At 71.4% G+C, this 25191-nt stretch carries 15 protein-coding genes and 1 pseudogene; 9 read left to right on the top strand and 7 right to left on the bottom strand.

Going from position 1 to position 25191, the window contains the following annotated elements; translation table 11 throughout:
• Window positions 1-35 precede the first annotated feature (35 nt).
• Window positions 36-338, bottom strand: a complete 303-nt coding sequence (locus tag JYK02_RS36485) for a hypothetical protein (protein WP_207057577.1) — start codon at window positions 336-338, stop codon at window positions 36-38.
• Window positions 339-504: 166 nt separating this feature from the next.
• Here JYK02_RS36485 and JYK02_RS36480 point away from each other — a divergent pair, with 166 nt between their 5' ends.
• Window positions 505-2676, top strand: a complete 2172-nt coding sequence (locus JYK02_RS36480; RefSeq protein WP_347402665.1) for a BamA/OMP85 family outer membrane protein — start codon at window positions 505-507, stop codon at window positions 2674-2676.
• Window positions 2673-7418 (top strand): translocation/assembly module TamB, encoded by a 4746-nt coding sequence (locus tag JYK02_RS36475; RefSeq protein ID WP_207057576.1) that lies wholly within the window; start codon window positions 2673-2675, stop codon window positions 7416-7418. Before JYK02_RS36480 ends, JYK02_RS36475 begins: the two co-directional genes overlap by 4 nt.
• 45 nt (window positions 7419-7463) lie before the next feature.
• Here the strand turns inward: JYK02_RS36475 and JYK02_RS36470 are convergent, their stop codons facing one another.
• The gene (locus JYK02_RS36470) at window positions 7464-8489 is read right to left on the bottom strand and encodes a hypothetical protein (RefSeq protein ID WP_207058260.1); all 1026 of its coding nucleotides are present in this window, start codon (window positions 8487-8489) and stop codon (window positions 7464-7466) included.
• A gap of 161 nt (window positions 8490-8650) precedes the next feature.
• Between JYK02_RS36470 and JYK02_RS36465 the strand changes: the two genes are divergently transcribed.
• Window positions 8651-9961: a hypothetical protein gene (locus tag JYK02_RS36465; protein ID WP_242589615.1), complete on the top strand. Its 1311-nt coding sequence runs from the start codon at window positions 8651-8653 to the stop codon at window positions 9959-9961.
• A 76-nt stretch (window positions 9962-10037) separates the two neighbouring features.
• Here JYK02_RS36465 and JYK02_RS36460 read toward each other — a convergent pair whose 3' ends face one another.
• Complete coding sequence (locus JYK02_RS36460) at window positions 10038-10805, bottom strand: DNA alkylation repair protein (protein ID WP_207057575.1); 768 nt, start codon at window positions 10803-10805, stop codon at window positions 10038-10040.
• Between the two features lie 116 nt (window positions 10806-10921).
• Here JYK02_RS36460 and JYK02_RS36455 point away from each other — a divergent pair, with 116 nt between their 5' ends.
• The 6 genes from JYK02_RS36455 to JYK02_RS36430 are packed head-to-tail and all read left to right on the top strand — an operon-like array spanning window position 10922 to window position 18725.
• Window positions 10922-12091 carry a hypothetical protein gene (locus JYK02_RS36455; protein ID WP_207057574.1) on the top strand — a complete coding sequence of 390 codons (1170 nt, stop codon included), beginning with the start codon at window positions 10922-10924 and terminating at the stop codon, window positions 12089-12091.
• Between the two features lie 43 nt (window positions 12092-12134).
• Window positions 12135-13208 carry a hypothetical protein gene (locus tag JYK02_RS36450; protein ID WP_207057573.1) on the top strand — a complete coding sequence of 358 codons (1074 nt, stop codon included), beginning with the start codon at window positions 12135-12137 and terminating at the stop codon, window positions 13206-13208.
• 38 nt (window positions 13209-13246) lie between these two features.
• Window positions 13247-14551, top strand: coding sequence for a hypothetical protein (locus JYK02_RS36445; RefSeq protein WP_207057572.1), 1305 nt, complete (start codon window positions 13247-13249; stop codon window positions 14549-14551).
• Between the two features lie 21 nt (window positions 14552-14572).
• On the top strand, window positions 14573-16582 hold the full coding sequence (locus JYK02_RS36440) for a hypothetical protein (RefSeq protein WP_207057571.1): 2010 nt from the start codon (window positions 14573-14575) through the stop codon (window positions 16580-16582).
• Window positions 16583-16640: 58 nt separating this feature from the next.
• On the top strand, window positions 16641-17738 hold the full coding sequence (locus JYK02_RS36435) for a hypothetical protein (protein ID WP_207057570.1): 1098 nt from the start codon (window positions 16641-16643) through the stop codon (window positions 17736-17738).
• 15 nt (window positions 17739-17753) lie between these two features.
• Window positions 17754-18725 carry a DUF4438 domain-containing protein gene (locus tag JYK02_RS36430; protein WP_207057569.1) on the top strand — a complete coding sequence of 324 codons (972 nt, stop codon included), beginning with the start codon at window positions 17754-17756 and terminating at the stop codon, window positions 18723-18725.
• Here JYK02_RS36430 and JYK02_RS36425 read toward each other — a convergent pair.
• The 4 genes and pseudogenes from JYK02_RS36425 to JYK02_RS36410 all read right to left on the bottom strand — a co-directional run.
• Window positions 18708-19076, bottom strand: coding sequence for a response regulator transcription factor (locus JYK02_RS36425; protein ID WP_207057568.1), 369 nt, complete (start codon window positions 19074-19076; stop codon window positions 18708-18710). The genes JYK02_RS36430 and JYK02_RS36425 overlap by 18 nt on opposite strands.
• Window positions 19077-19084: 8 nt before the next feature.
• On the bottom strand, window positions 19085-20032 hold the full coding sequence (locus JYK02_RS36420) for a hypothetical protein (RefSeq protein ID WP_242589614.1): 948 nt from the start codon (window positions 20030-20032) through the stop codon (window positions 19085-19087).
• 742 nt (window positions 20033-20774) lie between these two features.
• Window positions 20775-22457: a hypothetical protein gene (locus JYK02_RS36415; RefSeq protein WP_242589613.1), complete on the bottom strand. Its 1683-nt coding sequence runs from the start codon at window positions 22455-22457 to the stop codon at window positions 20775-20777.
• Window positions 22458-23031: 574 nt separating this feature from the next.
• Window positions 23032-25191: pseudogene (locus JYK02_RS36410) on the bottom strand (VWA domain-containing protein); the annotation flags it as partial.

Here is a 25191-nt window from a genome sequence, read left to right as displayed (position 1 = left end):
TGGAAGACGGCCGCCCCGGGCGCTGGTGCTGACGGTCACTCGTCGATGCACTTCACCTGGCCGGGGAAGCCGTCGAACACGGCGCAGCGGCGGCCCGCCTTCGCGCACTCCAGCCGGTCGCAGATGTTCTCCACGACGCACAGGGGCGGAGAGCGGCCGAACTCCAGGAACAGCTCCGCGCAGAAGCGGAACGGATCCGCGCACCCGAGCGAGCCGCAGTAGGGCGTGTCGGAGAGGTTCTCGCCCTCCTTGAGCTGGACCACCTCGTCTTCGTTCACGCCGCAGCCGGTGGCGAGCACCAGCGTGGCCGACAGCAACATCACGATTCGCCGGACCATAGGGGCCCGAATCTGACGCACCCCGGGCCCGGTTGCACGCGCCACGGAGGGGCCCGGGCGTTGGCGGACACTGCCCCTGCCCCCGAGGTCGTGGAATGCGACACTCGACGCACAAAGAAACATTGCGAAACGCGTCAGGGGCTGGCCTTCCGGTAAGAAACGTGGCGTGGCCGACGTCCGACTCCTCCGATTCCGCTCCGCCGTGCCCCTCGCGCTGGCCGTGCTGCTGACGGCGTGCGCCACCACCTCCAATCAGCCCACCGGGCCGAAGGTGAAGTCCCTGGACATCGAGGGGACGAAGCAGGTGGACGAGGGGGACATCAAGGACCGCATCCTCACGTCCTCCACCCCCTGGTACGCGTTCTGGCCCTTCGGCAAGGCGCACTACTTCGACACCAACGCGTGGCAGGCGGACCTGCGCCGCATCGAGCGCTTCTACCAGGCGCAGGGCTACTACCAGGCGCAGGTGGAATCCAACGAGGTGATTCCCGACGGCGACAAGGCCGTGCGCCTCAAGGTGGTGGTCAACGAGGGCGCGCCCACCGTCATCGACCGCGTCGAAACGCACGGCCTGGAGTCCCTGAGCCAGGGTGAGAACCAGCCCTCGCAGCGCGAGCGCGAGCGCATCCTGGAGGAGCTGCCGGTGAAGCCCGGCGACGTGTTCCGCGAGGACACGTGGGTGGCCACCAAGGACCTGGTGCTCCAGCGGCTCAAGGACCTGGGGTACGCGGAAGCGGAGGTCGGCGGCGAGGTGCGCGTGGACGTGGCCACGCAGAAGGCCGTGGTGGACCTGCAGATCGCCCCGGGCCTGCGCTACCGCTTCGGCAACATCTTCATCGCCACGGACGCGAACCCGCAGGTGCCGCCCCGCCGCATCATCGAGCAGGCGCAGGGCGCCGTGCACAAGGGCGCGTACTTCAGCGAGGCGGCGCTGGCGGAGGCCCAGGCGCGCGTCTTCCGCATGGGCGTCTTCGGCGCGGTGAAGGTGAACCGGGGCGCGCCGGACCGGCAGAACGGCACGGTGCCGGTGGTGGTGGACGTGCGCGAGTCCCCCTTCCACTCCATCCGGCTGGGCGGCGGTATCGGCGTGGACGCCGCGCGGCAGGAAGGCCGTGTGCTGGGCGAGTGGACCAACCGCAACTTCCGCGGCGGCCTGCGCCGGCTCACGCTGCGCGGGCGCGTGGGCTACGCGTTCATCCCCAACGTGCTGGCGAGCGTGCGCGGGGACGAGGGCTCCCAGGACGGCCCCATCTTCAACCTCACCACGGAGTTCGAGCAGCCGCGCTTCCTCTTCCGCGACGTGGCCCTGCAGGCCTCCGTCACCGCGGAGAAGGGCCTGCAGCAGGCGTACTCGTTCTACGGCGGCTATCTCAAGACGGGCGTCATCTGGACGCCCCACCCGTCCTTCTCCGTGTTCCCCTCGTACAACCTGCAGCTGTACCGGCTGAAGGGGCAGGTGTCCGCGGACGAGACCGTCCCGCCCATCATCCTGGGCTGCAACGACCCGTCGGGGCAGTGCGACGTGGCGCTGAGCTTCCTGGAGGTCGCGTTCGCGTGGGACCGGCGCGACGACCGCACCGAGCCGCGCGACGGCTACTACGCGGCCCTGTCCGTGCAGAAGGGCGGCGGCCCCTTCTTCGGCAACTACGACTACGTCCGCCTGCTGCCGGACCTGCGCTACTACTACTCCATCGGAGAGAAGAAGGACCTGACGGTGGCGCTGAAGCTGCGCATGGGCACGCTGGACCCGGCGGGCGGCGGCCAGAGCTCCATCGTCACCCGCTTCTTCTCCGGCGGCGCCACCTCCATGCGCGGCTTCAACGGGCAGCGGCTGTCGCCCATGACGCCGCTCGCGCCCACCTACAAGAAGGACGACGACGGCAACATCCTGCTGGACGGGGCCGGCAACCCCATCCTGGAGTCCTGGGACACCGTGCCCGTGGGCGGCAACAGCCTGGTCGAGACCTCCGTGGAGCTGCGCTACATGCTCACGGACGCCCTGATGCTGGCGGTCTTCTACGACTCCGGCCTCGTGGGCACGGAGGGGCTGATTGGCAAGAACGCCCCCAAGCTGTTCGGTCCCGAGCACTACCACGCCGTGGGCGCCGGCCTGCGCTACCTCACGGTGGTGGGACCCATCCGACTGGACATCGCGCGGCGCTTGAACATCGGGCGGGGATTGCCCGTCAGCGATCCCGGATACATCTATCCGTCCTCTGGTGGATGCCTGGGCTTTGGGCGCAAGTTCGGCAAGGCCTCGACGTCCGCTGATGCAGCGTATGCGGGTGCCCCGGAAGGGCTCTGCGCGGTCCATATCTCCATCGGAGAGGCGTTTTGAGCGACCCCACCACCCCCGCCCCCTCCGCCCCGCCCCACCGGCGCAAGCGCTGGGGACGGCGGATCCTCTGGGGCCTGCTTGGTTTCCTCGGGCTCATCGTCCTGCTGGTGGTGGGCGCGCTCGTGTACGCCACCAGTCCGGGCGGCTCCGCCCGCATCGCCCGCTTTGGCGTCGACCTGGCGAACAAGCAGCTCGCCGGCCGGCTGGAGCTGGGCGGGTTCGACCTGGACCTCAACGGCGCGGTCCTCACCGGCATCAAGATCTACACGCCCGAAGGGGACCTGGCGGCGGAAGTGGCCCGCGTGGAGGCGCGGCTGAACCTGTCCCCGCTCCTGGGCCAGCAGGTGGACCTGACGAAGGTGCGCATCGAGACGCCCCGCCTGTACCTGGTGCAGGACGAGCGCGGCCTCAACCTGATGCGCGCGCTGGAGCCCAAGGAGCCCAAGCCGGAGGAGCCGCCCTCCCAGAGCCAGAGCACCCTGCGCATCGACCTCAAGGACTTCGAGCTCAGCCACGGCTACGTGGACTTCCAGCAGGAGCTGCCGGACGGCGGCGAGCGCCAGGTGCGTCTGGAGGAGTTCGGCGCGAAGGGTGAGGGCCACTACGGCCTGGCGGACATGGACTTCGCCGCGGACCTCCAGGCGTCAGGCGGACTCACCCGCCCGCTCACGGGCCCGGTGCGCCTGGTGCTCAAGGGCCAGGGCAAGGACGTGGTGCGCCAGGTGGACGCGCAGCTGGCGCTGGCGGGCATCGAGGCGGACCTGGGCGCGAAGCAGTCCGGTGAGACGGCCGCGGCCGTGGAGCTGCGCCGCCTGCGCGTGCCCCCAGAGCCGGTGAAGGCCTTCGTGCCCGCGTACCCGCTGGTGGTGCCCATTGAAGCGAAGGGCACCGCGTCCCTGGACGGCGACCTCGCGAAGGCGCAACTGGGCGCGTCCGCGGGCAAGGCCACGCTGGACCTGACGGGCGACGTGAACCTCAAGACGTACCGCACCACGGAGACCACCGTGAAGGCGCGCGGGGTCAACCTGGCGGAGCTGATGGAGGGGGGCATCCCCACCAACATCGCCGCGGACCTCACCGCGCACGGCGGCGGCGACAGCGTGGAGACGCTGGACGGCGACGTGGCCCTCGCGGTGTCCCCGTCCGAGTACCGGGGCCAGTCGGTGGGCCCCATCGAGCTGAAGGCCAGCGCCAAGGACGGCCGCTACAACGTGGCCAACCTGCGCGTGATGATGCCGGGCGCGGCGTTCATCGCGTCCGGCGAGGGCACCTCGAAGGCGCTGGAGGCGCGCGGCAGCCTGTCCGCGGGCGACCTGAAGCTGCTGTCGCAGGCGCTCAACAAGCTGTTGCCCGGCGGCACCGTGCCGCCCATGTCCGGCAGCGGTTCGCTGGAGCTGCTGGTGCAGGGGCCGCCGCGCTCGCCGGGCGTGAAGGCGGACGGCAACTTCGTCGCGCTGAACTACGGCGACATCGCCATCACGGACCTGTCGCTCAAGGCGAGCGTGCCGGACGTCACCCGCCCGCTCACCACCGACGCCACCGTGCTGGTGAGCCAGCTGAAGACCGCGGGGAAGACCTTCCGCGACCTGTCCCTGGCGCTCACCACCGACGAGAACCGCGAGCTGAAGGCGAGCGTGCGCGTGGAGGGCGACGCGCAGCTGGCGCTGGGCGTGGAGGGCACGGTGGACGCGGACAACGAGGGGCTGGCCATGCGCGCCTTCTCGCTGTCCTGGCCGGAGGCCACCTGGACGCTCCAGCAGCCCACGCACCTGGGCTTTGGCGGCGGACGCATCGCGCTGGAGCCGCCGCTGGCGCTCGCGTCCGGGGCGCAGACCCTGAAGATCGCCGCGGTGAAGGACGGCGAGCGCGTGGACGCGCGCATCGACCTGGGCGCGTTCGACCTGTCCAAGCTGCCTCGCATCGCGGTGCCGGAGGACCTGGGCCTGGGCGGCACGCTGTCCGGCCACGTCGCGGCGAAGGGGCGCATGGCCCGGCCGGACGCGGAGGTGGACCTCACCCTGGCGGACGGCAAGGCGCGCGGCTACGAGGGGCTGGGGCTCCAGGTGAAGGCTCGGTACGTGAAGGACCGCGCCACCGGCACGCTGGGCGCGGAGCTGAACGCGGCGCGCGTGTCTTCCCAGTTCGACGTGCCCGTGCAGGGCGTGCTGCGCCGCCGCAACGAGCCCATGTCCCTCACGGTGAACCTGGAGAAGCTGGACGTCGCGGAGACGCTGAAGCTGGCGAACCAGCCGCCCGGCCCCACGGGGCAGATCACCGGCACGCTGGTGGTGAACGGCTCCGCGAAGGACCCGCGCCTGGACCTGAAGGTGGTGGGCGCGGAGCTGCGCTACCCCGGCCGGCCGGAGGCCCTCTTCGCGCAGGCGCTGGGCTTCGAGCTGCACGCGAACTCCGACGCGAACGACGCCACGCTGGGCGCGCGGCTGGACGTGAAGGGCCTCGCGCCGCAGGCCTACGTCTCGCTCAAGACGCCCTTCACGCTGGGCGGTGTCATCGCGAAGCCGCCCACGCCCGCGCAGGCGCTGGAGGCGCCGCTGCACCTGGAGGCGCTCATCGCGGAGCTGCCGCTGAAGCTGCTCCAGGGCGCCGAGGGCGTGGACAAGCCGGACGGCACGGTGACGCTGAAGGCGGACGTGAGCGGCTCCGCGCTGGCGCCGCAGGGCCGCGTGGAGATGCAGGCGAAGGCCGCCACCGCCAACGGCCTGCCGCCCCTCAACGGCACCGCGCTGGCGCTGGCGGGCGACAAGGACGTGAAGCTGACGCTGGACGTGCAGCGCCCCAACGGGCCGCTGGCCACGCTGGAGGCGCGCGTGCTGGCGCCGCTGGCCGCGCTCCAGGACCGCGAGGTCGTCAGCCGCGTGCCCTTCCGCATGAAGGGGCGCGTGGGGCCCGTGCCCTTGAGTGAGCTGCCCGGCATGGCGGTGCAGCAGCCCGGCCAGGGTGGCAACCGCGGGCCGCAGGGCGTGCTGTCCATGGAGCTGGTGGCGCGCGGCACGCCGGAGGCCCCGGAGCTGGAGCTGAACGGCGGCCTGCAGAACCTGGGCGTCGCGCAGACGGCGCTGGGGCAGGCGCGGCTGCACTACTCCTACTCGGAGGCGAAGTCGCTCTTCGACGCCATGCTCACCGCGCCGGGCGGCGGGTCGCTGCTGCTGGGCGGCACGCTGGCGCTGGACCTGTCCCTGCCCGCGTTCCAGGCCGCGCAGGGGCCGGCGAAGAAGGTGGACCGGGCGCCGGTGGAGGTGTCGCTGCGCGCGCGCCGCTTCGACCCGACGTTCCTCTCCGGCATCTCCACGTACGTGCGCTCGCTGGGCGGCCTCATGCAGGCGGACGCGAACCTGGGCGGCACCGTGGGCGCGCCCACCTTCAAGGGCAACCTGGCGTGGAAGGACGGCAAGCTGGGGCTGTCGGGCTTCGGCGAGTACCACGACATCCAGCTCGCGCTGAACGCGTCGCAGGAGCGCATCGAGCTCAAGCAGCTCACCGCGAAGTCCGGCAACGGCACGCTGGAATTGACGGCCACCGCGAACCGCCAGGGCAAGGGCGGCGAGTTCGTGCTGGAGGGCAAGGGCAACACCAAGAACCTGCCCATCGTGGTGGAGGATCAGCTCATGGCCCTGCTGTCGCTGAACCTGTCCATGAAGGGCAGCCTCAGCGACCGGCTGGTGAACATCAACGACCTGTCCATCCCGGAGGCGCACGTCGAATTGCCGGAGGCCAAGCGCAAGGACCTGCAGCCGCTGGAGCGCCCCGTGGACGTGGTGATGGTCCGCAACGGCGTGCCGGTGGACAAGCGCAAGAAGAAGGAGAAGGCGCCCACGCAGGTGGCCACGTCGCAGAAGGCGCAGAACCCGCGCAACGCCCCGGACTCGCCCGGCATGCCCGGCAACCCGGAGCCCACGGTGGGCAGCGGCGGCGCGGGCGGCCCCACGTCCCAGGCGGAGGCGGAGGCCCTGGCGGAGGAAGGCGAGGAGGAGGAGGCGCCGCAGCGCCAGTTCTGGGTGAACATCAACGCGCCCCGCAACCTCTGGGTGCGCGGCTCCGACCTCAACGTCCAGTTGGGCCTGTCCGAGGGCTTCCGCGTCGAGTACGCCAACGAGGCGCGCATGTTCGGCGAGGTGATGGTGCTGCTCGGCCGCGTGGACGTGCTGGGCCGCCGCTTCGACGTGCAGCGCGACAGCCAGGTGCGCTTCACCGGCCCGGTGCTCGCGCCGTACATCAACGTCACCGCCGAGCACCGCAACGAGAACGCGGGCGTCACCGTCTTCGTCACCGTGCGCGGCCAGGGCGAGGAGGTCACGCTGAAGACGACGAGCGACCCGGCCCTGCCGGAGTCGGAAATCTACACGCTGCTCGCCACCGGCCGGCGCACGCTGGAGCGCGGCTCCGGGGCGTCCATGAACGCGGGCGCGCAGGCCGCCTCGGTGGTGGGCTCGCTCGTCGCCAACGAGGCGCGCAAGGCCATTGCCTCCAAGCTGCCCCTGGACGTGCTCTCCATCGAGGCGGGTGACAGCGGCATCTCCGGCACCAAGCTGGAGGTGGGCACGTACGTGACGGACAAAATCTACGTGGGCTACACCGGCCGCGTGGGCGCCAACCTGCAGCGCGGGGAGAACGCCAACTCCGTGCGCTTCCAGTACCTCTTCAGCCCGCGCTGGAGCCTGGAGGGCATGTACGGCGACGCGCGCTCCGGCGGCCTGGACCTCATCTGGTCCAAGGAGTACTGACCGCCCGGACGGCGAGGAGTGCCCTCCGGGCGGCGAAGGTGACGGCTACAGCGCGTAGGTCGCGTAACAGGTGCCCACGGGCCCCACGCCCGTGGTGCCCGCGCCCGGCGCGTCCCGCCACACGCCCTCCGCGCCGCACTGCTGCCAGACGGTGCTGCTCGCCTGCACGCAGGTGCGCGTGGGCACGCCCCGGCCCAGGCGCGTGGAGACGCAGTACGGGAAGGACACGTTGCAGTTGGACGGCTTCGCCGTGGTGCCGCCAATGAAGACGCCCTGCGAGCACTGGCGCCACAGCGCGTCCGACGAGCTCTGCACGCACGAGCCCTCCGGCACCGTGGCGTCCACCGTGCCGGAGTAGCAGCCCTCCGCGGTGGTGAGCGTCCAGGGGTAGGCCGTCTTGTAGCGGTTGTAGATGGACGCCATCAGCGACGAGCCGCCCACCGTGGTGCGGCCGCACTGGATGGCGTACGCGCCCACCCAGGGCGTGTACGTGTAGAGCGCCGCGGTGGCGTGGTTCACCGGCTTCACCGAGCACGGGTCGGACGTGGACTTCGTCACGCCCGTCTTCCAGCCGGAGATGGTGGCGCGGCCCGCCTCCAGGTCGGTGAGGTAGCCGCGCATCTTCTTCGCGGCGCACTCCACCTGCTTGCCGAAGCCCACGTATTGCGCGTCACAGCCGCTGGTGTCCGGACAGCCACAGCCCGTGGCCTTGCTCAGGTTCGTGGACGTGCCGCTCTGGATGAGGCTGGACTCGCCCTGGATGCGCGCCAGCATGTACAGCGGGCTGATGTTGGACGCGCGCGAGCGCTCCACGATGAGCGTCGCCGCCGTCTTGCCGTAGGCCGGGTCCGTGTAGCCCGCCAGGTACGAGCCCTGCTGCTGCAGGAAGGCCTGCACCTGCGCCGGCGTGATGCCCGTGCCGCCCGTGACGTCCGAGTCCTCCAGCAGGCGGTGCATGTCGTACTTCGTCGTCGCCTCCTGGAGCACCTGCCCGGTCAGCTCGTCGATGACCGGCTCGGGCTCGGGGGCTTCATCCAGGGGACCACAGCCGGCCGCCAGCAGCACCGGCATCAGCAGCACACACCATTGGAGCTTCTTCACGCACACCTCGGGGGAAGGCCGGCTGTTCGCCGGTGGGGCGAGCGTGACTCAAGACTTCCTTGGAATGCGAGAAGAACCGTCCAGGGGTGGGAGGCGTGCGGGGACGGGGCCGGAGTAGAGTTTCGGACATCATGCGGACCCCTGCCCTGTTTCGTCGGAAGTGTTGGCCGTTCCTCGCCGCGGGCCTCCTGGCCGTGGCGGGCTGTTCGGATTCGAGTTCGCCGGGTGACGAGCCCGGACCGGGCACGGACGGGCCCGGGGTGACGCCGGGTGACGGCTCGGCGTGCCTGGGCGCGCAGTTCCTCACCACGCTGGGCCGGAGCACGGTGCTGGTGGGCGCGCAGATGGAGGAGGAGACGGCGGGCAAGGCGCCCTTCGACGTGCGCTACCTCTACATCGCGGCGGGCGTGTTCGACTCGAAGGACGCGTGCACGTCGTGCACGTCCGGGTGCACGTCCGCCGGCACGTCGTGCGCCAACGGCGCGTGCAACTGGTGGGGCTGCTGGCAGGACGTCTCGCAGGCGCCCGGCGACTACGTGCGCGGCTTCATCAAGGCCACGCAGGCGAAGGGGCAGCTCCCCTTCATCACCTACTACGAGGCGTTCCAGGCCAGCGGCTACACGGAGGGCGAGGCGCAGCTCAAGGCGCTCAACGACTCCGCGTTCCTGGGGCGCTACCTCGCGGACTGGCGCTTCCTGCTCAAGCAGGTGGGCCAGGAGAAGGTGCTGCTGCAGATTGAACCGGACATGTGGGCCTACCTCCAGTTCTTCCCGCAGGACGGCCGGGCGCAGTCCACGCCGGCGGCGGTGAAGGCGGCGAACCCCACGGACTGCGGCAGCATGGAGAACAACGCCGCGGGCCTGGGCAAGTGCATGATCGCCATGGTGCGCAAGTACGCGCCCAACGCGAAGGTGGGCCTGCACGCGAGCGCGTGGGCGACGAAGGTGGACGTGTCCCAGAACACGGACGCGTCGTTCGACGTGGCGGGCGAGGCGAACAAGGTGGCGGACTTCCTGCTCTCCGTGGGCGCGGGCGACACCGACTTCGTCACGGTGGAGGCGTCCGACCGCGACGCGGGCTGGTACCAGCAGACGACGGGCAGCGCGGCCTGGTGGGACCCGGAGAACCGCAAGCTGCCGCACTTCCACCAGGCCTTCACCTGGGCGAAGGCCGTCTCCACGCGGCTCAACAAGCCGCACCTGTGGTGGCAGTTGCCGGTGGGCAACATGGCCCTGCCCAACAGCGACAAGCAGTGGCGCGACAACCGCGTGGACTACTTCCTCACCCACCCGGGGGAAGTCGCCGCCGCGGGCGGCGTGGGCATGCTCTTCGGCGCGGGCAACTACGAGCAGACCACGCCGGAGACGGACGGCGGCAACCTGCTCAAGCGCGTGAAGGCGTACAAGGACGCGGGCGGCCAGGCCGCGTGCGTGAAGCCCTGAGGTGTTGAGGGGTGCCGCGCGCCCGGCTCGAACGCCGGACGCGCGGGCCGCCTGCACGCGGTGCTCGCGCGGCCGGTCAGGCGCGAGGCCGCGTGCGCGCCGCGGGCGGCTTCTTCGCGGCAGCGAGCTTCTGCTTCGGAGCCTGCTTCACGGAGGCCGGCTTCGCTGGAGCGCGGGCCTGCTTCCGGGCCTGGATCTTCTGGATGTACCCGGCGGCATCCGGCGTCTCACAGGCCGTGTCGCCGTGATCCACCTCCACGCGGCCCAGCCGCTTCGCCGCCGCGAGCGCCGCGTCCTGGAGCGCGCCTCCGGTGGCGCCCAGCGCGATGAGCGCGCTGTTCATCGCCTCGCGCACGCGGTTCCTCGCGCCCGGCAGCTCCGCCTCGATGCGCTTCACCCACGGCAGCAGGTCCTCGTCCTCGAGCACCGCGGTCTTCGTGAGCAGCACGGCCAGGCTCTGCCAGCCCGCGCGTCCCACCCACTCGGACTTCGACCGCGTCCACGTGAGCGCCTTCGCCGCGTGCGGTGAGCGCCGCACCACGTTCGTCACGAAGACGTCCGTGAGCGTGTGCCAGTCCAGCCCCTTCGCCCACGCGTCCAGCTCCTTCCAGGGCATCGCGGGCGCGTCCACCACCATCGTCGCCAACAGCCGCGCCTCCGTGTGGCCCGACGCCCAGAGCGCCCGGGCGAGCGCGTCGTCCGTGCCCAGCCGCTTCCTCAACACCGTCAACGGACCGAAGTTCACTCCGGACAGGGGCTGGGGGGCGCCGTGCCGCAGATAGGTCTTCCGCGTCTGCTCCGTGCCCAGCCGCTCCAGCTCCCGCATCGTCTCTTCCAGGGTCATGGCGCGCGGGATTCTGCCAGCACTAGCTCAAACGTGTGACTGCCGCTCCCCGTGTCCCTTCTCCAACTTGGGGCCCGTGAAGGGATGTGGATGTCCCGCGATGCGAGGGGGAAGCGATGACCAGCGCTGAGTTGCTGTCCGATGTGGAGTCCCTCGACGCCATGGACGCCTGGGAGGGCGCGGATGCCCTCCAGGAGCTGGAGGACCTGGCGGACGAGTTCAGCGACCTGGAGGGCTTCGAGGACGACCCCTTCGAGTCGGAGGGCTTCGAGGACGACGGCTTCGAGGAGCTGTTCGCCGAGGCCGAGGCCGAGGACGCCTTCCTGGAAGAGGACGGCTTCGACGCGTTCGAGCAGGACCTGGCCAGCGGTCTGTACGTGCCGACCACCGCCCAACGCCTCGTCTCCGGCCCCGCCGCCGTGGCGCTCGCGCGCACGCTCAACCCCTTCGTCCTGGAGTCCATGGACGCGGATGACGCCGAGGCGTTCCTGCGCCGCATCGGCCAGCGCGTGCGGCGTGCCGCGCGCGGCGTGGCGCGAGGCGTGCGGCGGGTGGGGCAGCTGGGGGCCGCGGCGCTGCGCCGCGCGGGGCCGCTGCTCGCTCGCGCGCTGCCGGTGGTGCAGCGCGTGGCGGGGCTCGCGGGGCCGTGGGGACGGGTCGTCGCGGCGGGCATTGGCGCGGCGCAGGGGCTGCTGCGGGGACAGGGGCTGCGCGGTGCGCTCGCGGGGGCGGTGGGCGGCCTGGTTCCCGGCGTGGGCGGGCGCATCGCGTCCTCCCTCCTGCGCGGCGACGGCGCGGACGACGACGCGTCGCTGGACGCGCTGGCGGACATGGCGGACGCGCGGCAGGTGCCGGCCGCCGTGGCCCTTCCGCTGGGCGCGGGGCTCGCGGCGCGCGTGGTGACCCGGCAGGCGGTGCCCATGAGCCGCACGCTCGGCGCCGCCGCCCAGGGCGTGCTGCGCTCGCGCGCACGCGGCGTGGAGCAGCAGCTGATCCGCGCCGTCCAGCGGGTGCCGGGCACCGCGGGCCGGCGGCTGCGGCTGATGCGCGCCATCGCCCGGCTCGCCGCCAGGCAGCTGTGCCAGCGCGGTCCCGGGGGCGCCATCGGGGCGATGCCCACGGTGGTGCAGGGCGTGGGACAGCGGGTGCTCGCGCGAGCGGTGCGGGTGCCCGCGATGGGGGTCGTCCCGGCGCGCGTGGCCGCGCGGCGGGTGCACGCGCGGCACCAGGTGCTGCGCCGCATCCCCGTCTCCGCCGTCAGCGCCGCGGCCGTCCGCCGCGCTTAGGTCGAACCACTCACGAAGTCTTCAGGACAAGGAGGAGTACCCCATGCAACCACAGCCTTTCGAAGAGGAGTTTTCGGGCGAGGGCGATGAGATGTCCGACCTGCTGGCAGAGGGCGAGGAGGGCTTCGAGGGCGAAGGCTTCGAGGCCGAGGGCTTCGAGGAGGACGGCTTCGAGGAGAACCCCACCGCCATGGAGGACTCCTTCGAGGGCGAGGGCTTCGAGATGGAGGGCATGGAGGAGGGCTTCGAGGAGAACCCCACCACCATGGAGGACTCCTTCGAAGGCGAGGGCATGGAGGAGGGCTTCGAGGAGAACCCCACCACCATGGAGGCCGAGGGCTTCGACCTGGACAACCCCAACGCCCTGGACGACGCCTTCGCGGACGCGATGGACGCGCAGGACGAGGAGGAGTTCCTCCGCCGCCTGAGGGCCGGCGCGCGCCGGCTGGCCACCATCGCCGGGCCCACGTTCCAGCGCATCCGCCGGCGGGCCATGCCCATCGCCATGCGGCTCATCCGCCAGGCCGCGCCCCGGCTGGGCGGCATCGCGGGCCAGGAGATTGGCCGCACCCTGGGGGGGCTGCTCCGCGCGGACGCCATGGACGCCTTCGCGGACGCCGCCGGGGACTACGCCGGGGACGAGGACCTGGACGCCTTCAACCGTGTGCTGGGCGGGCTCGCGGCGCGGCACGTGGTGCGCAACACGATGTCTCCCGCGCGCCGCCGGCAGAACCCGCAGCAGGCCCGCGCGCTGGGCCGGGCGGTGGGGAACATGACGACGCAGCTCGCCTCGCGCATCAGCCAGCGCTACGGCCCGCGGGCCCTGCCGGCGGTGACGCGCGTGGTGCGCCAGGTCACGCGGCTGGTGCGCCAGCAGGGCGCGAGCCCCCAGGCCGTGCCGCGCATGCTCCGGCGCATCGGCGGGCGCGTCATCTCCAACCCGCGCGTGGTGCGCCGCCTGGCCCGTCCGCTCGCCGGCGTGCGCCAGCTCCGGACGCGCGCGGGCCTGCGCAGGCCCGGGGTCCGCGGCCGCGTGAATCCCATGATGGGCGGCCTGGGGATGCGCCGGATGCGGACCGTGGTCCTGCGGGGACCGGTGCGCGTCGTCGTCAGGTGAGCCGGTTGGCGTGAACGGGACGAGGGGGGAGGCGGGCAATGGCGGACGCGCTTCAGCAGTTCCTGCGGGCCAAGGTCCAGAGCATCACGTTCCGGGCGGGGCGGCTGTCGCGCCTCACGCCGCAGGACGTGGGCATCCGGCCGCGGGACGTCCCCTATGCCCCCTCCACCGCGCACTTCGCGGCGGCCAACGCGCGGCTGGGCGAAATCGACCGCGACGTGCGCCGCGCGCTGGACCGGCTGAACGGCCGGCTGCGCGACGCCCCGCCCCACCCGCACGAGGTGCTGGAGCGCAACGCGCTGCTGGAGCGCGAAATCGACCGCGCCCGCCGCGCCTACGGCCTCTTCTTCGACGTCTTCAGCCAGCGCGGCACGCGGTTCGCGCCGGCCCTGGCCGCCTGCGACGCCATCGCGGTGGACTGCTTCCAGGCCGTGCGCCAGGCCGCGCCGGGGCTGTTGCACGGCCCCATGCTCAAGCCGCTCACCTACCTGGAGCACGGCTTCTCCCCGGCCACCTTCCGGCGCGGCGTGCTGTTGCGCCGGCTGCTCGGGGAGCGCAACCCCTTCCCGCTCATCCGCGTGCCCTACGAGCGCGTGGAGGCGCCGTGGGGCATGGGCGTCATCCTCCATGAAATCGGCCACAACCTGCAGGCGGACCTGGGCATCTGGCAGGAGACGGAGGCCGCGCTCCAGCGGCGGGTGCTGCACGCCACCGGCAACCCGTGGCTCACGCGCCTGTGGGGCCGCTGGCACAAGGAGATCTTCGCGGACCTCATGGCGTGCCTGCTCGGGGGCCCCGCGTCGGTGCACTCGATGAAGGACTTCCTCGCGTACCCGCCGTCGCGGGTGCTGACGTTCCACCCGCTCAGCGCCCACCCCACGCCGTTCCTGCGGGTGTTCATCCAGGCGGAGATGCTCCGGCGCATGGGCTTCCTGAAACACGCCCGGGACACCTACGACAACTGGAACCGGCTGTACCGCGCGCAGCTGCCCTTCGCCCGCATCCCGCGGATGCTGCTGTGCACGGCGCGCAGGCTCATCCCCCACGTGGTGGACGAGATTGCCTTTCAGCCCCGCCGGGGCCTCGCGCAGCGCGCGCTGGTGGACGTGATGCCCTTCTGGCCGTCGGATCAGCAGCGCATCGAACAGGCCGCGGAGTCCCTGGCGCGGGGCCACATCCCGCCGGGACTGCCGCCGCGCTACGTGGTGAGCGCCAGCCGCGAGGCGCTCGAACGGAGGCTGGCCCCGCCCGAGCGCATCTCGCGGACGGTGCTCAATCATCTGGTGAGGCTCGGCTCGCGCAGCGCGCGGATGCCAGGCGTGGGCGTCACCCTGGCCGCATGACAGGACCTCAAGGGAGGGACGATGTACGAGAACGTGAAGGGCAAGAGCCCCGCCGCATCCATGGCGCTGACCTCGAGCGCGAAGACGAAGTTCGACGAGTTCCTGCGCCGCCAGCTGGGCGTGTCCGACGCGCGTGACCCCAAGGCGGTGGTGTACGCGCTGCGCAAGCTCTACCCCACCACGGCCGCGCGCCTGGACGACGAGAGCCGGGGCCAGCCCATCCGCGTCCAGGCCACGCCCGAGCCGGCCCTGGGAATGATGACCGGCACCCTGGACTCGCCGGGCCAGCGCCGCTTCCGCCAGGAGCGCAAGGCACTGGCGGACGACCTGGACATCGCGGTGAACCTGGCCTCCAACCGCGACTTCAAGGAGCCCGTGTGCGGCTGGCGCGACTCCATCCTCGCGGAGGTGGACGAGGGCGAGGCCGCGGCGAACCTGGCGGTGGACCCCGTGTCGCGCGACCGGGCCTTCTATTCCGTGCGCAAGCTGGGGGACTGCGCGCGCGTGGCGCGCCTGGTGGGGATGCTCAACCCCACGGTGAGCCAGGAGTTCGGCCGGCTCGCGGCGTCCATCGACGACAACGCCACGCTCCTGCGCATCCTCGCCGGAGAGGCCCTCTTCCGCGCGGGCTTCGACAAGGGCGGCACGGTGTTCCAGGTCGCGCTCCAGGACCTGCGCCAGCGCCGCGAGGCGCTCATCAACTCCCTGGAGCAGCTCACCGCCACCTCCATCCAGGAGGGCTACGACGACTGGGGTGACGGCCAGGCGTCCTACGGCAAGCTCCTGGAGCAGCTGCGCGCCCGGGGGCAGTCGGACCTGCGCGCCATCGTCCGGCCGGACGCCATGTCGCGGCTGCTGGACGTCCTCTTGAACAACGCGCCCCGGCAGTCGGATGACCTGCGCGGCATCGCGTCCGCGGTGCCGGTGGAGCTCATCCAACTGCGGCGCCTGCGGGACGTGGCGGGCACCCTGCTGGACACGTCCACCGACGCCTTCACCAGCAACTCCAGCCGGGGCGTCGCGCTGAACGCGAAGGTCCAGGGCGCCTCCGCGCCCCTGGCCGCCTTCACCGAGGCGCTCACGCTCTTCATCGACGCGTTCGACCGGCCCAACGCCGGCGCGCGGCTGCTCAACCTGGTGCTCCCCACCCCGCTCACCTTCCGCGACCTGACGGGCAAGGAGCAGGAGCTCAACGACAAGTTCCGCGAGCGCAACGACGTCCAGGAGGCCATCGAGGAGCTGCTGATGGACCCCTCCACGTCGGTGGAGTTCTGGAAGGAGCTGGCGCGGCTGGACCGCAAGCTCTACCACCTCGACCGGATCATCGACCTGTTCCTCCTGGACTACGACGAGGCCGTCGTCCCGGGCGGCAACCGCGTGGACTTCCACTCGGAGATGCTGGAGCAGTTGGACCAGAACGTGGACGTCTTCAACGTGAACCCCGCGTTCCTGCGCGAGCAGTGCGGCCTGGAGGAGGACTCGCTGGAGCTGGCGAAGACCCTCACGCAGGAAGCACCGGGACAGGCGGAGGAGATTGAAGACGACCGCAACCACAAGTACGGCTTCCCGCAGGGCGGGCACTGCAACACCGGCGAGCCGTTCACGGTGCCCCCGCCCATCCGCGTCTCGCTGGACCGCATCGAGAAGAACCTGGAGCCGCGCATCATCGGCACGGGGGCCACGGCGAAGCCCCCGCGGGCTCCCGCGCGCGTGGAGCCTTCGTCCCCGGAGACTTCCGCCTCCGCCACGACGGAAGCCAGCGCCGGAGGGGCGAGCATGGACGACGTGGCCTCGCGCATCGAGGAGAGCCGCGCGCGCATCATGACGGACGTGAAGCAGCAGCTGGACGACCAGGCCGAGGAGCTGGGCCGGCAGCTGAAGCAGGCGTTCGCGGATCAGCTCAAGGCCGTGGAGCACATCATCGCCGGCAAGGAGCGCCACGGCACGGATGGCCCGCCCACGCCGGTCAACGGCTACGCCAAGGCGGGAGGCCACACGCGCCGCCACGTCCGCCACCCGCGCAAGTCCTGAGCGCGCACACGAACGCCCAAACCCTTTCCTTCAACGTCATTGACCCAGGTGGCATGCCATGAGCATCGGTACGGCAGAAGCCCTTCAGCGTCTCTTCTCGCAGTGGAAGCGGGAAGTCCTCGCCAACGTCACGTCGGATGAGCAGCGCACGGAGCTGCAGAAACAGCTCGCGCTGCGGGAGGAGGAGCTGCTGGCCAGCGCCTCCAACGGCGCGACGGCGTCGCTCTTCTCCGACCTGATGGGGTTGGGCAAGGACGGAGCGCCGTCCTTCGACTCCATCAGCCGGCCGCTGCTCGTCCAGGACTTCGACGAGTCCGTCATCGAGACGCAGCTCCACGCGACCGCGGAGCTCTATTACATCTACCAGCATGAGCGGATGAAGGTGTTCCAGGTGGCGGGCGCGCTGCTGCGCCTCTTCCACGACGGGCGCATGCGCATCCAGCGGGGCCCGGGCGCGCGGGCGCTGTACCTCATGGAGAAGCACCAGCCGCTGCGCTACAAGCCGCGCGACCGGCAGCTCGCGTACCGCAGGGCGTTCAACTACGGCAGCCTGGCGGCGCCGTCGGGCGCGGTGATGTTCCGCAACTTCCACCGCGAGTTCGTCGCCTTCGTGTCCGCCATCGCGCAGTACTTCCGCGACCTGTTGATTGGCGAGGTCATCCGCGGCTCGCAGCACCTGAACGAGCGGCCCTTCGCGAGCCAGGCCACCATCCAGCGCCTGGGCACGGACATCCGCTGGCAGATCGACCGCGCCACCTACGGCAACATCCTGGCGCTCACCGTGGAGGTGGGCGAGTACCTCAAGACCATCCTCGACGCGCTGGAGACGCCGGACATCAAGAAGGCCTTCGACGCGAACACCAAGTGGGACGTGATTGAAGTGGTGTCGCAGCGCTACCTGGGCGGCGCGGGGGAGATTTCGCAGCGCTCGAAGATGGCGGACGCGGGGCGCCTGCTGCTCAACTTCATCGCGGACAACCCGTTCAAGACGCGCGACTTCAAGGACTTCCAGACGGAGGTCATGCCGCTGGGCCCGGTGGCGGAAGAGTGGATCGCCGCGTACCGGATGACGCCCGACGGCCGCGCGTTCCGGGGCGTGGCCCCCACCCTGCGCACGACCCTGGGCGTCACCAGCCCCGCGCCGGCGTTTCGCTGAAGAAGGAGGCACGGCATGGACGTCCCGCTGCAACCCCTGATGGAGGCGGGCATGGGGGCCGCCTCGGCGCCGCGCACCAACGTGTCGCGGCTGGTGGCCACGGCGGTGGCGGGACAGGTGTCCCATCCCGTGGTGCGCGTGTCGCCCTACCGCATTGGCCGGGACGGGGTGCTGCGGCTGTTGCCGGGCAGCGGCGGCATCGCGCTCAACCGCCGCGTGGGCGACCGCGCGGTGGGGCTGGCCGCGGACCACATGGAGGCGGGAGTGTCCGTGCACAACACCGGGCGCGACGACGTGGGCGCGCGCGGTGGCTCCAACCGGGCGCTGATGTTCCAGGCGTGCGTGGGCAACCGCGCGCGCGTGACGAGCGGCCCCGTCACGGGCGCCGTGGGCACGGTGGTGGGCAAGCACGGCGGCATCAACCACGTCATCGTGGACTTCCCGTCCGCCGTGAAGCGCCGCCTGTGCATCGGGGACAAGATCCAACTGGATGCGTACGGCCAGGGGCTGGAGCTGCCGGACTTCCCCCAGGTGCGCCTGCTGAACCTGTCGCCCCGGCTGCTGCGGCGCTGGGGCGTGCGGACGCAGGCGGGGCGGTTGCACATCCCCGTGACGCACCTGGTGCCGTCGGAGCTGATGGGGTCGGGGTTCGGGCGTTCGGAGGGCGTGCTGGGGGACCTGGACATCCAGCTGTCGGATGCGCGGCTGGTGCGCAGGCACCGGCTGAACGCGCTGCGGTTGGGGGACCTGGTGGCGGTGTGCCCGCTGGACTACCGCTTCGGGCCGTCGCGGCGGCCGGGGGTCGTCACGGTGGGGGTGGTGGTGCACTCGGACAGCAAGGTGGCGGGGCATGGGCCCGGGATGACGCCGCTGCTCATGGCTCCGGCGGAGTGCATCCGGCTGGTGCGCAGGCCGCAGGCGAACGTGGCGCTCGTGCTGGGCCTGCGCCAGGACGTGGCGCCGCCGGCGTCAGGGGGGCGGTGGTAGGGCCCCGGCGCCCAGGCAGCGCGACACCATGGCCGCGCGGGTGTCCACGCCCAGCTTGACGAAGATGCGCCGCAGGTGGGCCGCCACGGTCCACGTGCTGATGTGGAGCCGGGTGGCGATCTGCTTGTTGCTCCAGCCCGCCTGGACGCAGGAGACGACCTGCAGCTCGCGCGACGTGAGCAGCCGCACATCGGACGCGGGCTCCGCCGGAGGGTTCACCGAGGGCTCCGCGGGGACCAGGTGGTAGCGCTGCCCGTTGATGATGAGCTCTCCGGCCAGCACGTGGTTCTGTTCGCCGGGGCCGGGGACCACGAGCAGGACATGGCTCCCGGGAGGAAGAGGCGTCCGCATGGTGGGCGCTAGGCGGGGTCCGCGAGCTCTGGAGAGGTGAGGATGCGCCAGACCTCGGAGGCCTCGCGAGCGCGTCCGGTGGAGCGCAGGTCCTCCGCGAAGCGTTCGCCCGCGGCGGAGGGCTCCGGCCGTTCACGCATGAGCGTCACGAGCCGCGTGACGCCGCGGTGGCCGAAGCGAAGCTCCGCGTGGAAGAGCAGCGCCAGCGCGCGAGCCGAGGAGAAGGCACCGTCGGCGGGAGCGTCCTGGGAGGAGGAGGCCAGCACGGACTGGAGCACGTGCGTGACCAGGGTCTCCAGTTGCGCCAGTTGAGCGCCGCGCTCCCGTCCGGACTGGGCGAGCGCCGCGAGCAACCGGGGGTCCTCGGCGAACAGGACCAGGGCCTCGAGTCCTTCGCTGGGAGTCGCGTTCCGTGCGCCCAGGAAGCGCAGCGCCGCGGGTTCAGGAGGCTGCGCCGGGGTGGCTTCGAGCCCCAGCCGTCCCAGCCGGCCATCGAACGCGTCGGGTTCACGCTGCCGCCACTGCGCGAGCGCCGTGACGAGCAAGGGCCCCGACAGCGGCCACGCGCCCCAGCGGGGTTCGCCGCCGGACTGGGGGTCCGAGGTGACGGAGTCGAACGGGTTTCCAAACCAGGTGAGGACGAACTCCAGAGCGCGAGCCTGGGCGTCCGTCAGGCCGAGCGTCACGAGGTCCGCCAGTGAAGGAGCGCAAGGGCCGCGCACCGCGACGGTGCCGCGATGGATGGGCCGACCGCCCTCGTTGCCCAGGACGATCCGCGAGCCATCCGGAAAGGTGACCACGGGCCCCTGGAGGCGGAGCTCCGCCCGGGCCGCGCGGAACGGAGAGACCTCTTCATGGGAGAGGTGAGCGGACGCGGGCTCGCGGAGCGAATCCGCGCCGGGGCGTGAATGGTTCAGCTCACGGGCTGGTGGAGAGGCCGGCGCCTCGGGTGCCATGAACGGATCCGCGTCAGCCTGAGAGCGACGGCCGCGTTGAGAGGACGCGCGAGCGGGCGATGCCTTGGGCTTCTGAAGTGGAGCGTCGCTGGAGTGAAGGCGACGGCTGTCTTTATGGGGCGCGCGAACAGGTGACGCCTCGAACTCTCGAAATGGATCCACGTCGGAGTAAGAGCGACGGCCGTCTCTGGGGTGCGAGGCATGGCCTTCTTGACGGGACGCACGAGCAGATGACGCATCGGGGTCCCTGAATGCGCCCGTGCCGGAGCGTGAGGTGCGGATTTCTCTACGGGGCGCGCGTTCAGGCAGGCCGGAGCTGTGAAGCTCTTCGTCGCCGAATGGATCCGCATCGAACTCGTGCGCTTCGCGCGTCGCGCGCGGCTTCGGCTCGGCAGCGGGCCTTGCGCCAGGACGCGGACGCGGCTCCGGCGCATCCTCCTTCGCGAAGGGCGCATCCCGTTCGAGGTCGGAGACCCAGCGATCCAGGAGCGACATCACGCCCTGGGAAGGAATGGGCGCACGGTTCCGCTTCCGCCCCGAATCATCACCAGCCACGGCAACCTCCCCTGCGTTCCAACCTGCCCACGCACAGTAGGAATCGCCCTTGCACAGGGAAGTTCGACCCGGAGCCGGGCTCCACGGTTGAGTTCAGGATGGAGGGGCCACGGCGGACCGCCAGGACGACACTGCGGTCATCCCGGAAGGCGGGCTCCACGCTGGCTCGCCTGCTCTCGACGTGGACTCAGAACAGGCGCGAGTACGTGGCCGGTGCCCCCGGTCGCGGCGTCCAGCGCTTCGCATCGCGGGGCAGCCACAGGAGCTGGAAGGCCTCCGCGCGCCCTTCGTAGCGGACCTGGTGCTCGCCTCGGGAGAGGGGAAACTCAGGCGTGGTGATGCGCTGGCCATCGATGAACAGCGCGCCGGTTTCGAGCGTGCTCGCGGGCTGGACGAAGTACCGGTCGGAGCGAACCGCGAGGAAGCGATCCTCCAGGACACCGGAGTCCCTGGGCACGCGGTAGCGCTGTCCCCACAGGTACAGGTCGCCGTCATGGGGCAGGTAGTGCGCGTCGAGGAACTGGCGAAGCACAAGGGGCAGACCGGAGGTACGCAGGTCGTCCACGCGCAGCACGCAGCCCTGCTCCACGAGCGCACGAGGCATCTCCGTGGACAGCAGACCCGCGAGCGAACCGCGAAGATACGCGTCCGTGTAGAAGTAGAAGTGGGCATGCGGCCGGCTCACGTAGCCGCCCGAGTTGTCGTAGACGACATCCTCCGGCCCCGTGAGCACCGCGATGCGAGCAAGCACCTCGCGCTGCCGGGCATTGCCGCCACCGTCCAGCAAGGCCTCCACCCGCGCGGCCTGAACGGCGAACAGGCCCACGAGCCCGGCAAGCCCCAAGGTGCGCAGGACCGGAGTGCGCAGCACGGAGCTCACGGCCAGGACACCGCGAGCCGCGAAGGGCGCGAGCACGCCCAGGAAGGGCAGCAGGCTGTAGGGGAACGGAGCGCGCTGGAGCGCGAAGGCACCGAACGTCGCGGGCACGGCCACGAACAGGAGCAGGTCCGGGGTGCGCGGGTGCTTCAGCAAGCGAGGGAACGTGGAGACGAACCCGACGCAGGCGAGGACGAAGAACGCGGGTTGTTCGCCAAGTGCCGGCACCAGGTACTCGCGCCACGAGAAGCCCGGGTAGTGGCGCTGATGCTCCGAGGCCCAGACGAAGCACCACTGCCACCAGGCGCTCCAGGACCCCGTCACCGTGAGGTACGCAGCCACCGCGCACACCGCGGTGCCAATCCCCAGAAAGAAGGCGCGAGGCGCGGCGATGAGCGAGGGAGGAGTCACCCTGCGCACGAGAAGGTCCGCCAGAAGCACCGCGACCACGAGCCCGCCGAAGAAGAGTGCTTTCTGGGAGCCCCACGCGGAGGCGACGAGCAGCGCGCCCGCCAGGAACGACGAACGGGCGGAGCCAGGTTGCACGGCCAACGCCGCGAGGGCGCCCAGGAAGAGCGCGGCGGTAAGGGCATCCGGGCGCACCTCGGTGGCGAAGTGCAGGAAGCCAGGGGTGCAGAGCAGCAGCACCGGTGCCAGGAGCGCGGCGACGCGCCCTTCCCGCCGGTTGAGCAGGAACACGGAGACACACGCCCCCGCGAGCGGCACGAGCATCGCAGCGCGAAGGGCGAGCACGTTGCGAGGATCATCCCCGAGCATCCGGAACAGCGGCGCCAGCACCTGGTACACGAGGGGGAAGTGCACCTCGAAGAAGTCACGGTACGGCACCTGACCGTGGGCCATGAGCCACGCGGCATGGGCGTACTGGAACTCATCGATGCTGAATGCCTTGTGCAGTGCGAGGCGCGAAGCCTGGAGCGCGAGCACGCCCAGGACGACACCCAGCCCCCACCGCAAGGCCCGGGGCTCCGTCATCGGCGCCGTCATACCGCGAAAGCCCGGGTGGCTTCAGGACGTCACGGAACCAAGGACCAGATGGCAACCGAAGGCCCACCCGCCCTCATGCACGAGGGGAAGCCCCTGCCCGGGCCCGTCCGAGCCTGCACCTCAAGAACCTGTCCGACTGTCGGACAGGTTCAAAAAGCCGCAGCGAAGCGGGCATCCGTACCAGCCTCGTCGCGGAAACCTGTCTGACAGGTTTGACTCCCCGGCCTGGAGGCGTCCGCGCCAGCTCCCAGAAACCTGTCCGACTGTCGGACAGGTTTGGGGAACCTGGCACGAGGACGCCCGCTTCAGCCGAACCGTGGAGACGGGTCCGACTGTCGGACCAGTTTGGCCAGCCCCGGCTTGGGGAGGTCCGACCCAGCCGAACCGTGGAGACGGGTCCGACAGTCGGACCAGTTTGGCGAGCTTCGACTTGGGGGCTCCACTCACGCCGCGTCGCGGGAACCTGTCCGACTGTCGGACAGGTTTGGACGCCACTCGGCGGGAGGTTCCCGCCTGGTGGTCCGGCCCCAGGGCGATGGGGCATTCCTTGGAGCTCAGCGTTTCAGCGCCCTGTGCGGCGCCGTGCACGGGCGCGTGCGGCTTCCAGCGCGGAGTCCACTCCGGCGGGCGGCTTCGGGGGTTCCGGCTTCTGCTGGGTTGGCTCCTCTGGCGCAGGCCGGGTCGGTGTCGCGGTGGGTCTTGCGTCGGTGCGCGGTGCTTCCGCCGGCCCTCGTGCCCTGGCGTCCTTCGCGGGCCGCTCCCGGGCTGCTTTCACTCGGGGCGCGGAGAGGAACCGGCGCACGGCCACTTCCGCCAGCATCGCCGCCAGCGCGAACGCCACCAGCCACGGAGCCAGCGGCACGCGGCCCTCGGACTCCGGCGCCTCCGCGAACAGGCCTGTCATCGACAGCCGCTCCTGGCCGCCTCCCACCGCCGCCAGGGCTCGCAGGAGCTTGAGCCCCTCCTTCGCGCTGCCCGGTTCGAACTCCGGCGCGTAGGGCAGCGCTACCGGTGGCGCCCTCAACACGCGCCCGCCCCACTTCACCACCGGATGCCAGGTGCCGCTGCCGCTCAGGGGATACTCGACCACCAGCCGGTCCTCATCCTCCCAGTGCAGCGGCTTCTCCGCGCCCGAGCGGCCGTCGCCTGACAGCAACACCGCCGTGGGCAGTGCTCCCGGCATCGGCTCTCCCGGCGGCAGGTCCAACGTCACTCGCAGCAGGTTGCCCTGGCGCTCCGAGCGCACCACCGCCTCCTCCTTCGGCGTGGCCCGCCCCATCGACCAGCGCACCACCGCCTCCAGCGTCGCCCGCAGCGCGCTCCACTCGCGCAGCTCGCCCGTGTACTTGCCGTCCACCTCCGCCGTGAGCGCCACCGTGCGCCCGGCTCCATGCGGCCACAGCGCCAGCACCGGCGCGGCGTTGGTGTCCAGCGTGCGCAGCGCCACGTTCGCGCGGGGCTTCAGGTAGGTGAGGTTGTAGCCGCCCACCTGCGGCAGCCCCGTCGTCGGCAGCGGCCCCAGCAGCGGCAGGTCCGGCGCGGCCTCCATCGACGCGGGCTCGTCCACGAACGTGGCCCTCGCCACCGCGAGCGTCTCCTGGCTGAAGATGCGCGGCAGGCTCATGGCGTCTTCCGCGAAGTAGATGCGCCCTTCTCCGCGCCGGGCCACCTCGCGCAGCAGGTCCGCGTCCGGATCCGTGGGCTTGCCCAGGCCGATGACGGACACCGTCACGTGGGCCTCCCGCAGCGCGGCCAGCGTCGCCTGGTAGTCGTCCGGCTCCTCGGAGTCCGCCGCGTCGGAGAACAGCACCACGTGCCGCGTGGGCTTGTCGCTGCGGAGGATCTCCTTGCGGCCCGCTCGCAGGGCCGCGCCCACGTAGATGCCGCCACCGCCGCTGAAGCCCCTCGCCACCTGGCCCAGCGGCAGGCCGTCGCTCACGGGGCTCAGCGGGAAGACCTCGTGCGGCTCCGTGTCCACCATGTGCACGGAGGCTTCGTCGTTCGCGTTGAGCAGCGTGAGCGCCGCCGTCACGCCCTCCGCGGCCAGCTCCATCTTCGTGCGGCCGTCCGGCACCTGCATGCCCATGGAGCAGCTGGAATCCATGAGCACGCTCATCGCCACCGACGCGCGCCGCTGCTCCTCGCGCATCTCCAGCGACACGGGCAGCAACGGCTCCACGGGGGAACGCCGGTAGCCGCCCTCGCCGAAGCTCGAACGCCCTCCCGTCATCACCAGCCCGCCGCCGGCCTGGTCCACGTAGTCCGCCAGCGCGTTCAAGCCCGTCTCGCCAAGCGCGTTGGCGTCCACGTTCTCCAGCACCACCACGCCCACCCCATCGAGCGCCTCCAGCGACAGGTGGAACGGCGCCTTCACGTCCACCTCCATTCCCGTCGCCGACAGCGCCTTCGCCAGCGTGCCCGAGGGCTGCGAGGTGAGCAGCAGCACGCGCGGCGGGCCCTCCACTCGCAGTACGCCCACGCCCACGTCGTTCTGGGGACGCCGTCGCCGGGCACCTCCACCGTGAGCCGGTAGCGCACGAGCCCCGGCTCCTCCAGCAGGTCGCGAAGGGGCAACAGGTTGGGGCGGGCTTGAAGTCGAACGGCCCCTTCACCAGCACCTTCCCGTCGCGCTCCAGGCGCACGGTGCCGGTGACGGCGGAGGTGGCCTGCACCACGGCGGGAGAACTGGAAGGGCTCGCGCACGGAGACGGTGGCGGGCACG

This window comes from Corallococcus macrosporus (genome assembly GCF_017302985.1).
Lineage (GTDB): Bacteria > Myxococcota > Myxococcia > Myxococcales > Myxococcaceae > Corallococcus > Corallococcus macrosporus_A.
The sequence above is the reverse complement of the archived record's forward strand: the minus strand, read 5'-3'. Positions and strand labels throughout refer to the sequence as shown.

Coding starts and splice junctions, on each gene's coding strand:
- JYK02_RS36430 (WP_207057569.1), top strand. CDS start 17,754: ATGGACGTCCCGCTGCAACCCCTGATGGAGGCGGGCATGGGGGCCGCC.
- JYK02_RS36415 (WP_242589613.1), bottom strand. CDS start 22,457: ATGACGGAGCCCCGGGCCTTGCGGTGGGGGCTGGGTGTCGTCCTGGGC.
- JYK02_RS36450 (WP_207057573.1), top strand. CDS start 12,135: ATGCAACCACAGCCTTTCGAAGAGGAGTTTTCGGGCGAGGGCGATGAG.
- JYK02_RS36425 (WP_207057568.1), bottom strand. CDS start 19,076: ATGCGGACGCCTCTTCCTCCCGGGAGCCATGTCCTGCTCGTGGTCCCC.
- JYK02_RS36460 (WP_207057575.1), bottom strand. CDS start 10,805: ATGACCCTGGAAGAGACGATGCGGGAGCTGGAGCGGCTGGGCACGGAG.
- JYK02_RS36440 (WP_207057571.1), top strand. CDS start 14,573: ATGTACGAGAACGTGAAGGGCAAGAGCCCCGCCGCATCCATGGCGCTG.
- JYK02_RS36435 (WP_207057570.1), top strand. CDS start 16,641: ATGAGCATCGGTACGGCAGAAGCCCTTCAGCGTCTCTTCTCGCAGTGG.
- JYK02_RS36485 (WP_207057577.1), bottom strand. CDS start 338: ATGGTCCGGCGAATCGTGATGTTGCTGTCGGCCACGCTGGTGCTCGCC.
- JYK02_RS36455 (WP_207057574.1), top strand. CDS start 10,922: ATGACCAGCGCTGAGTTGCTGTCCGATGTGGAGTCCCTCGACGCCATG.
- JYK02_RS36465 (WP_242589615.1), top strand. CDS start 8,651: ATGCGGACCCCTGCCCTGTTTCGTCGGAAGTGTTGGCCGTTCCTCGCC.
- JYK02_RS36470 (WP_207058260.1), bottom strand. CDS start 8,489: ATGCCGGTGCTGCTGGCGGCCGGCTGTGGTCCCCTGGATGAAGCCCCC.
- JYK02_RS36445 (WP_207057572.1), top strand. CDS start 13,247: ATGGCGGACGCGCTTCAGCAGTTCCTGCGGGCCAAGGTCCAGAGCATC.
- JYK02_RS36420 (WP_242589614.1), bottom strand. CDS start 20,032: ATGGCACCCGAGGCGCCGGCCTCTCCACCAGCCCGTGAGCTGAACCAT.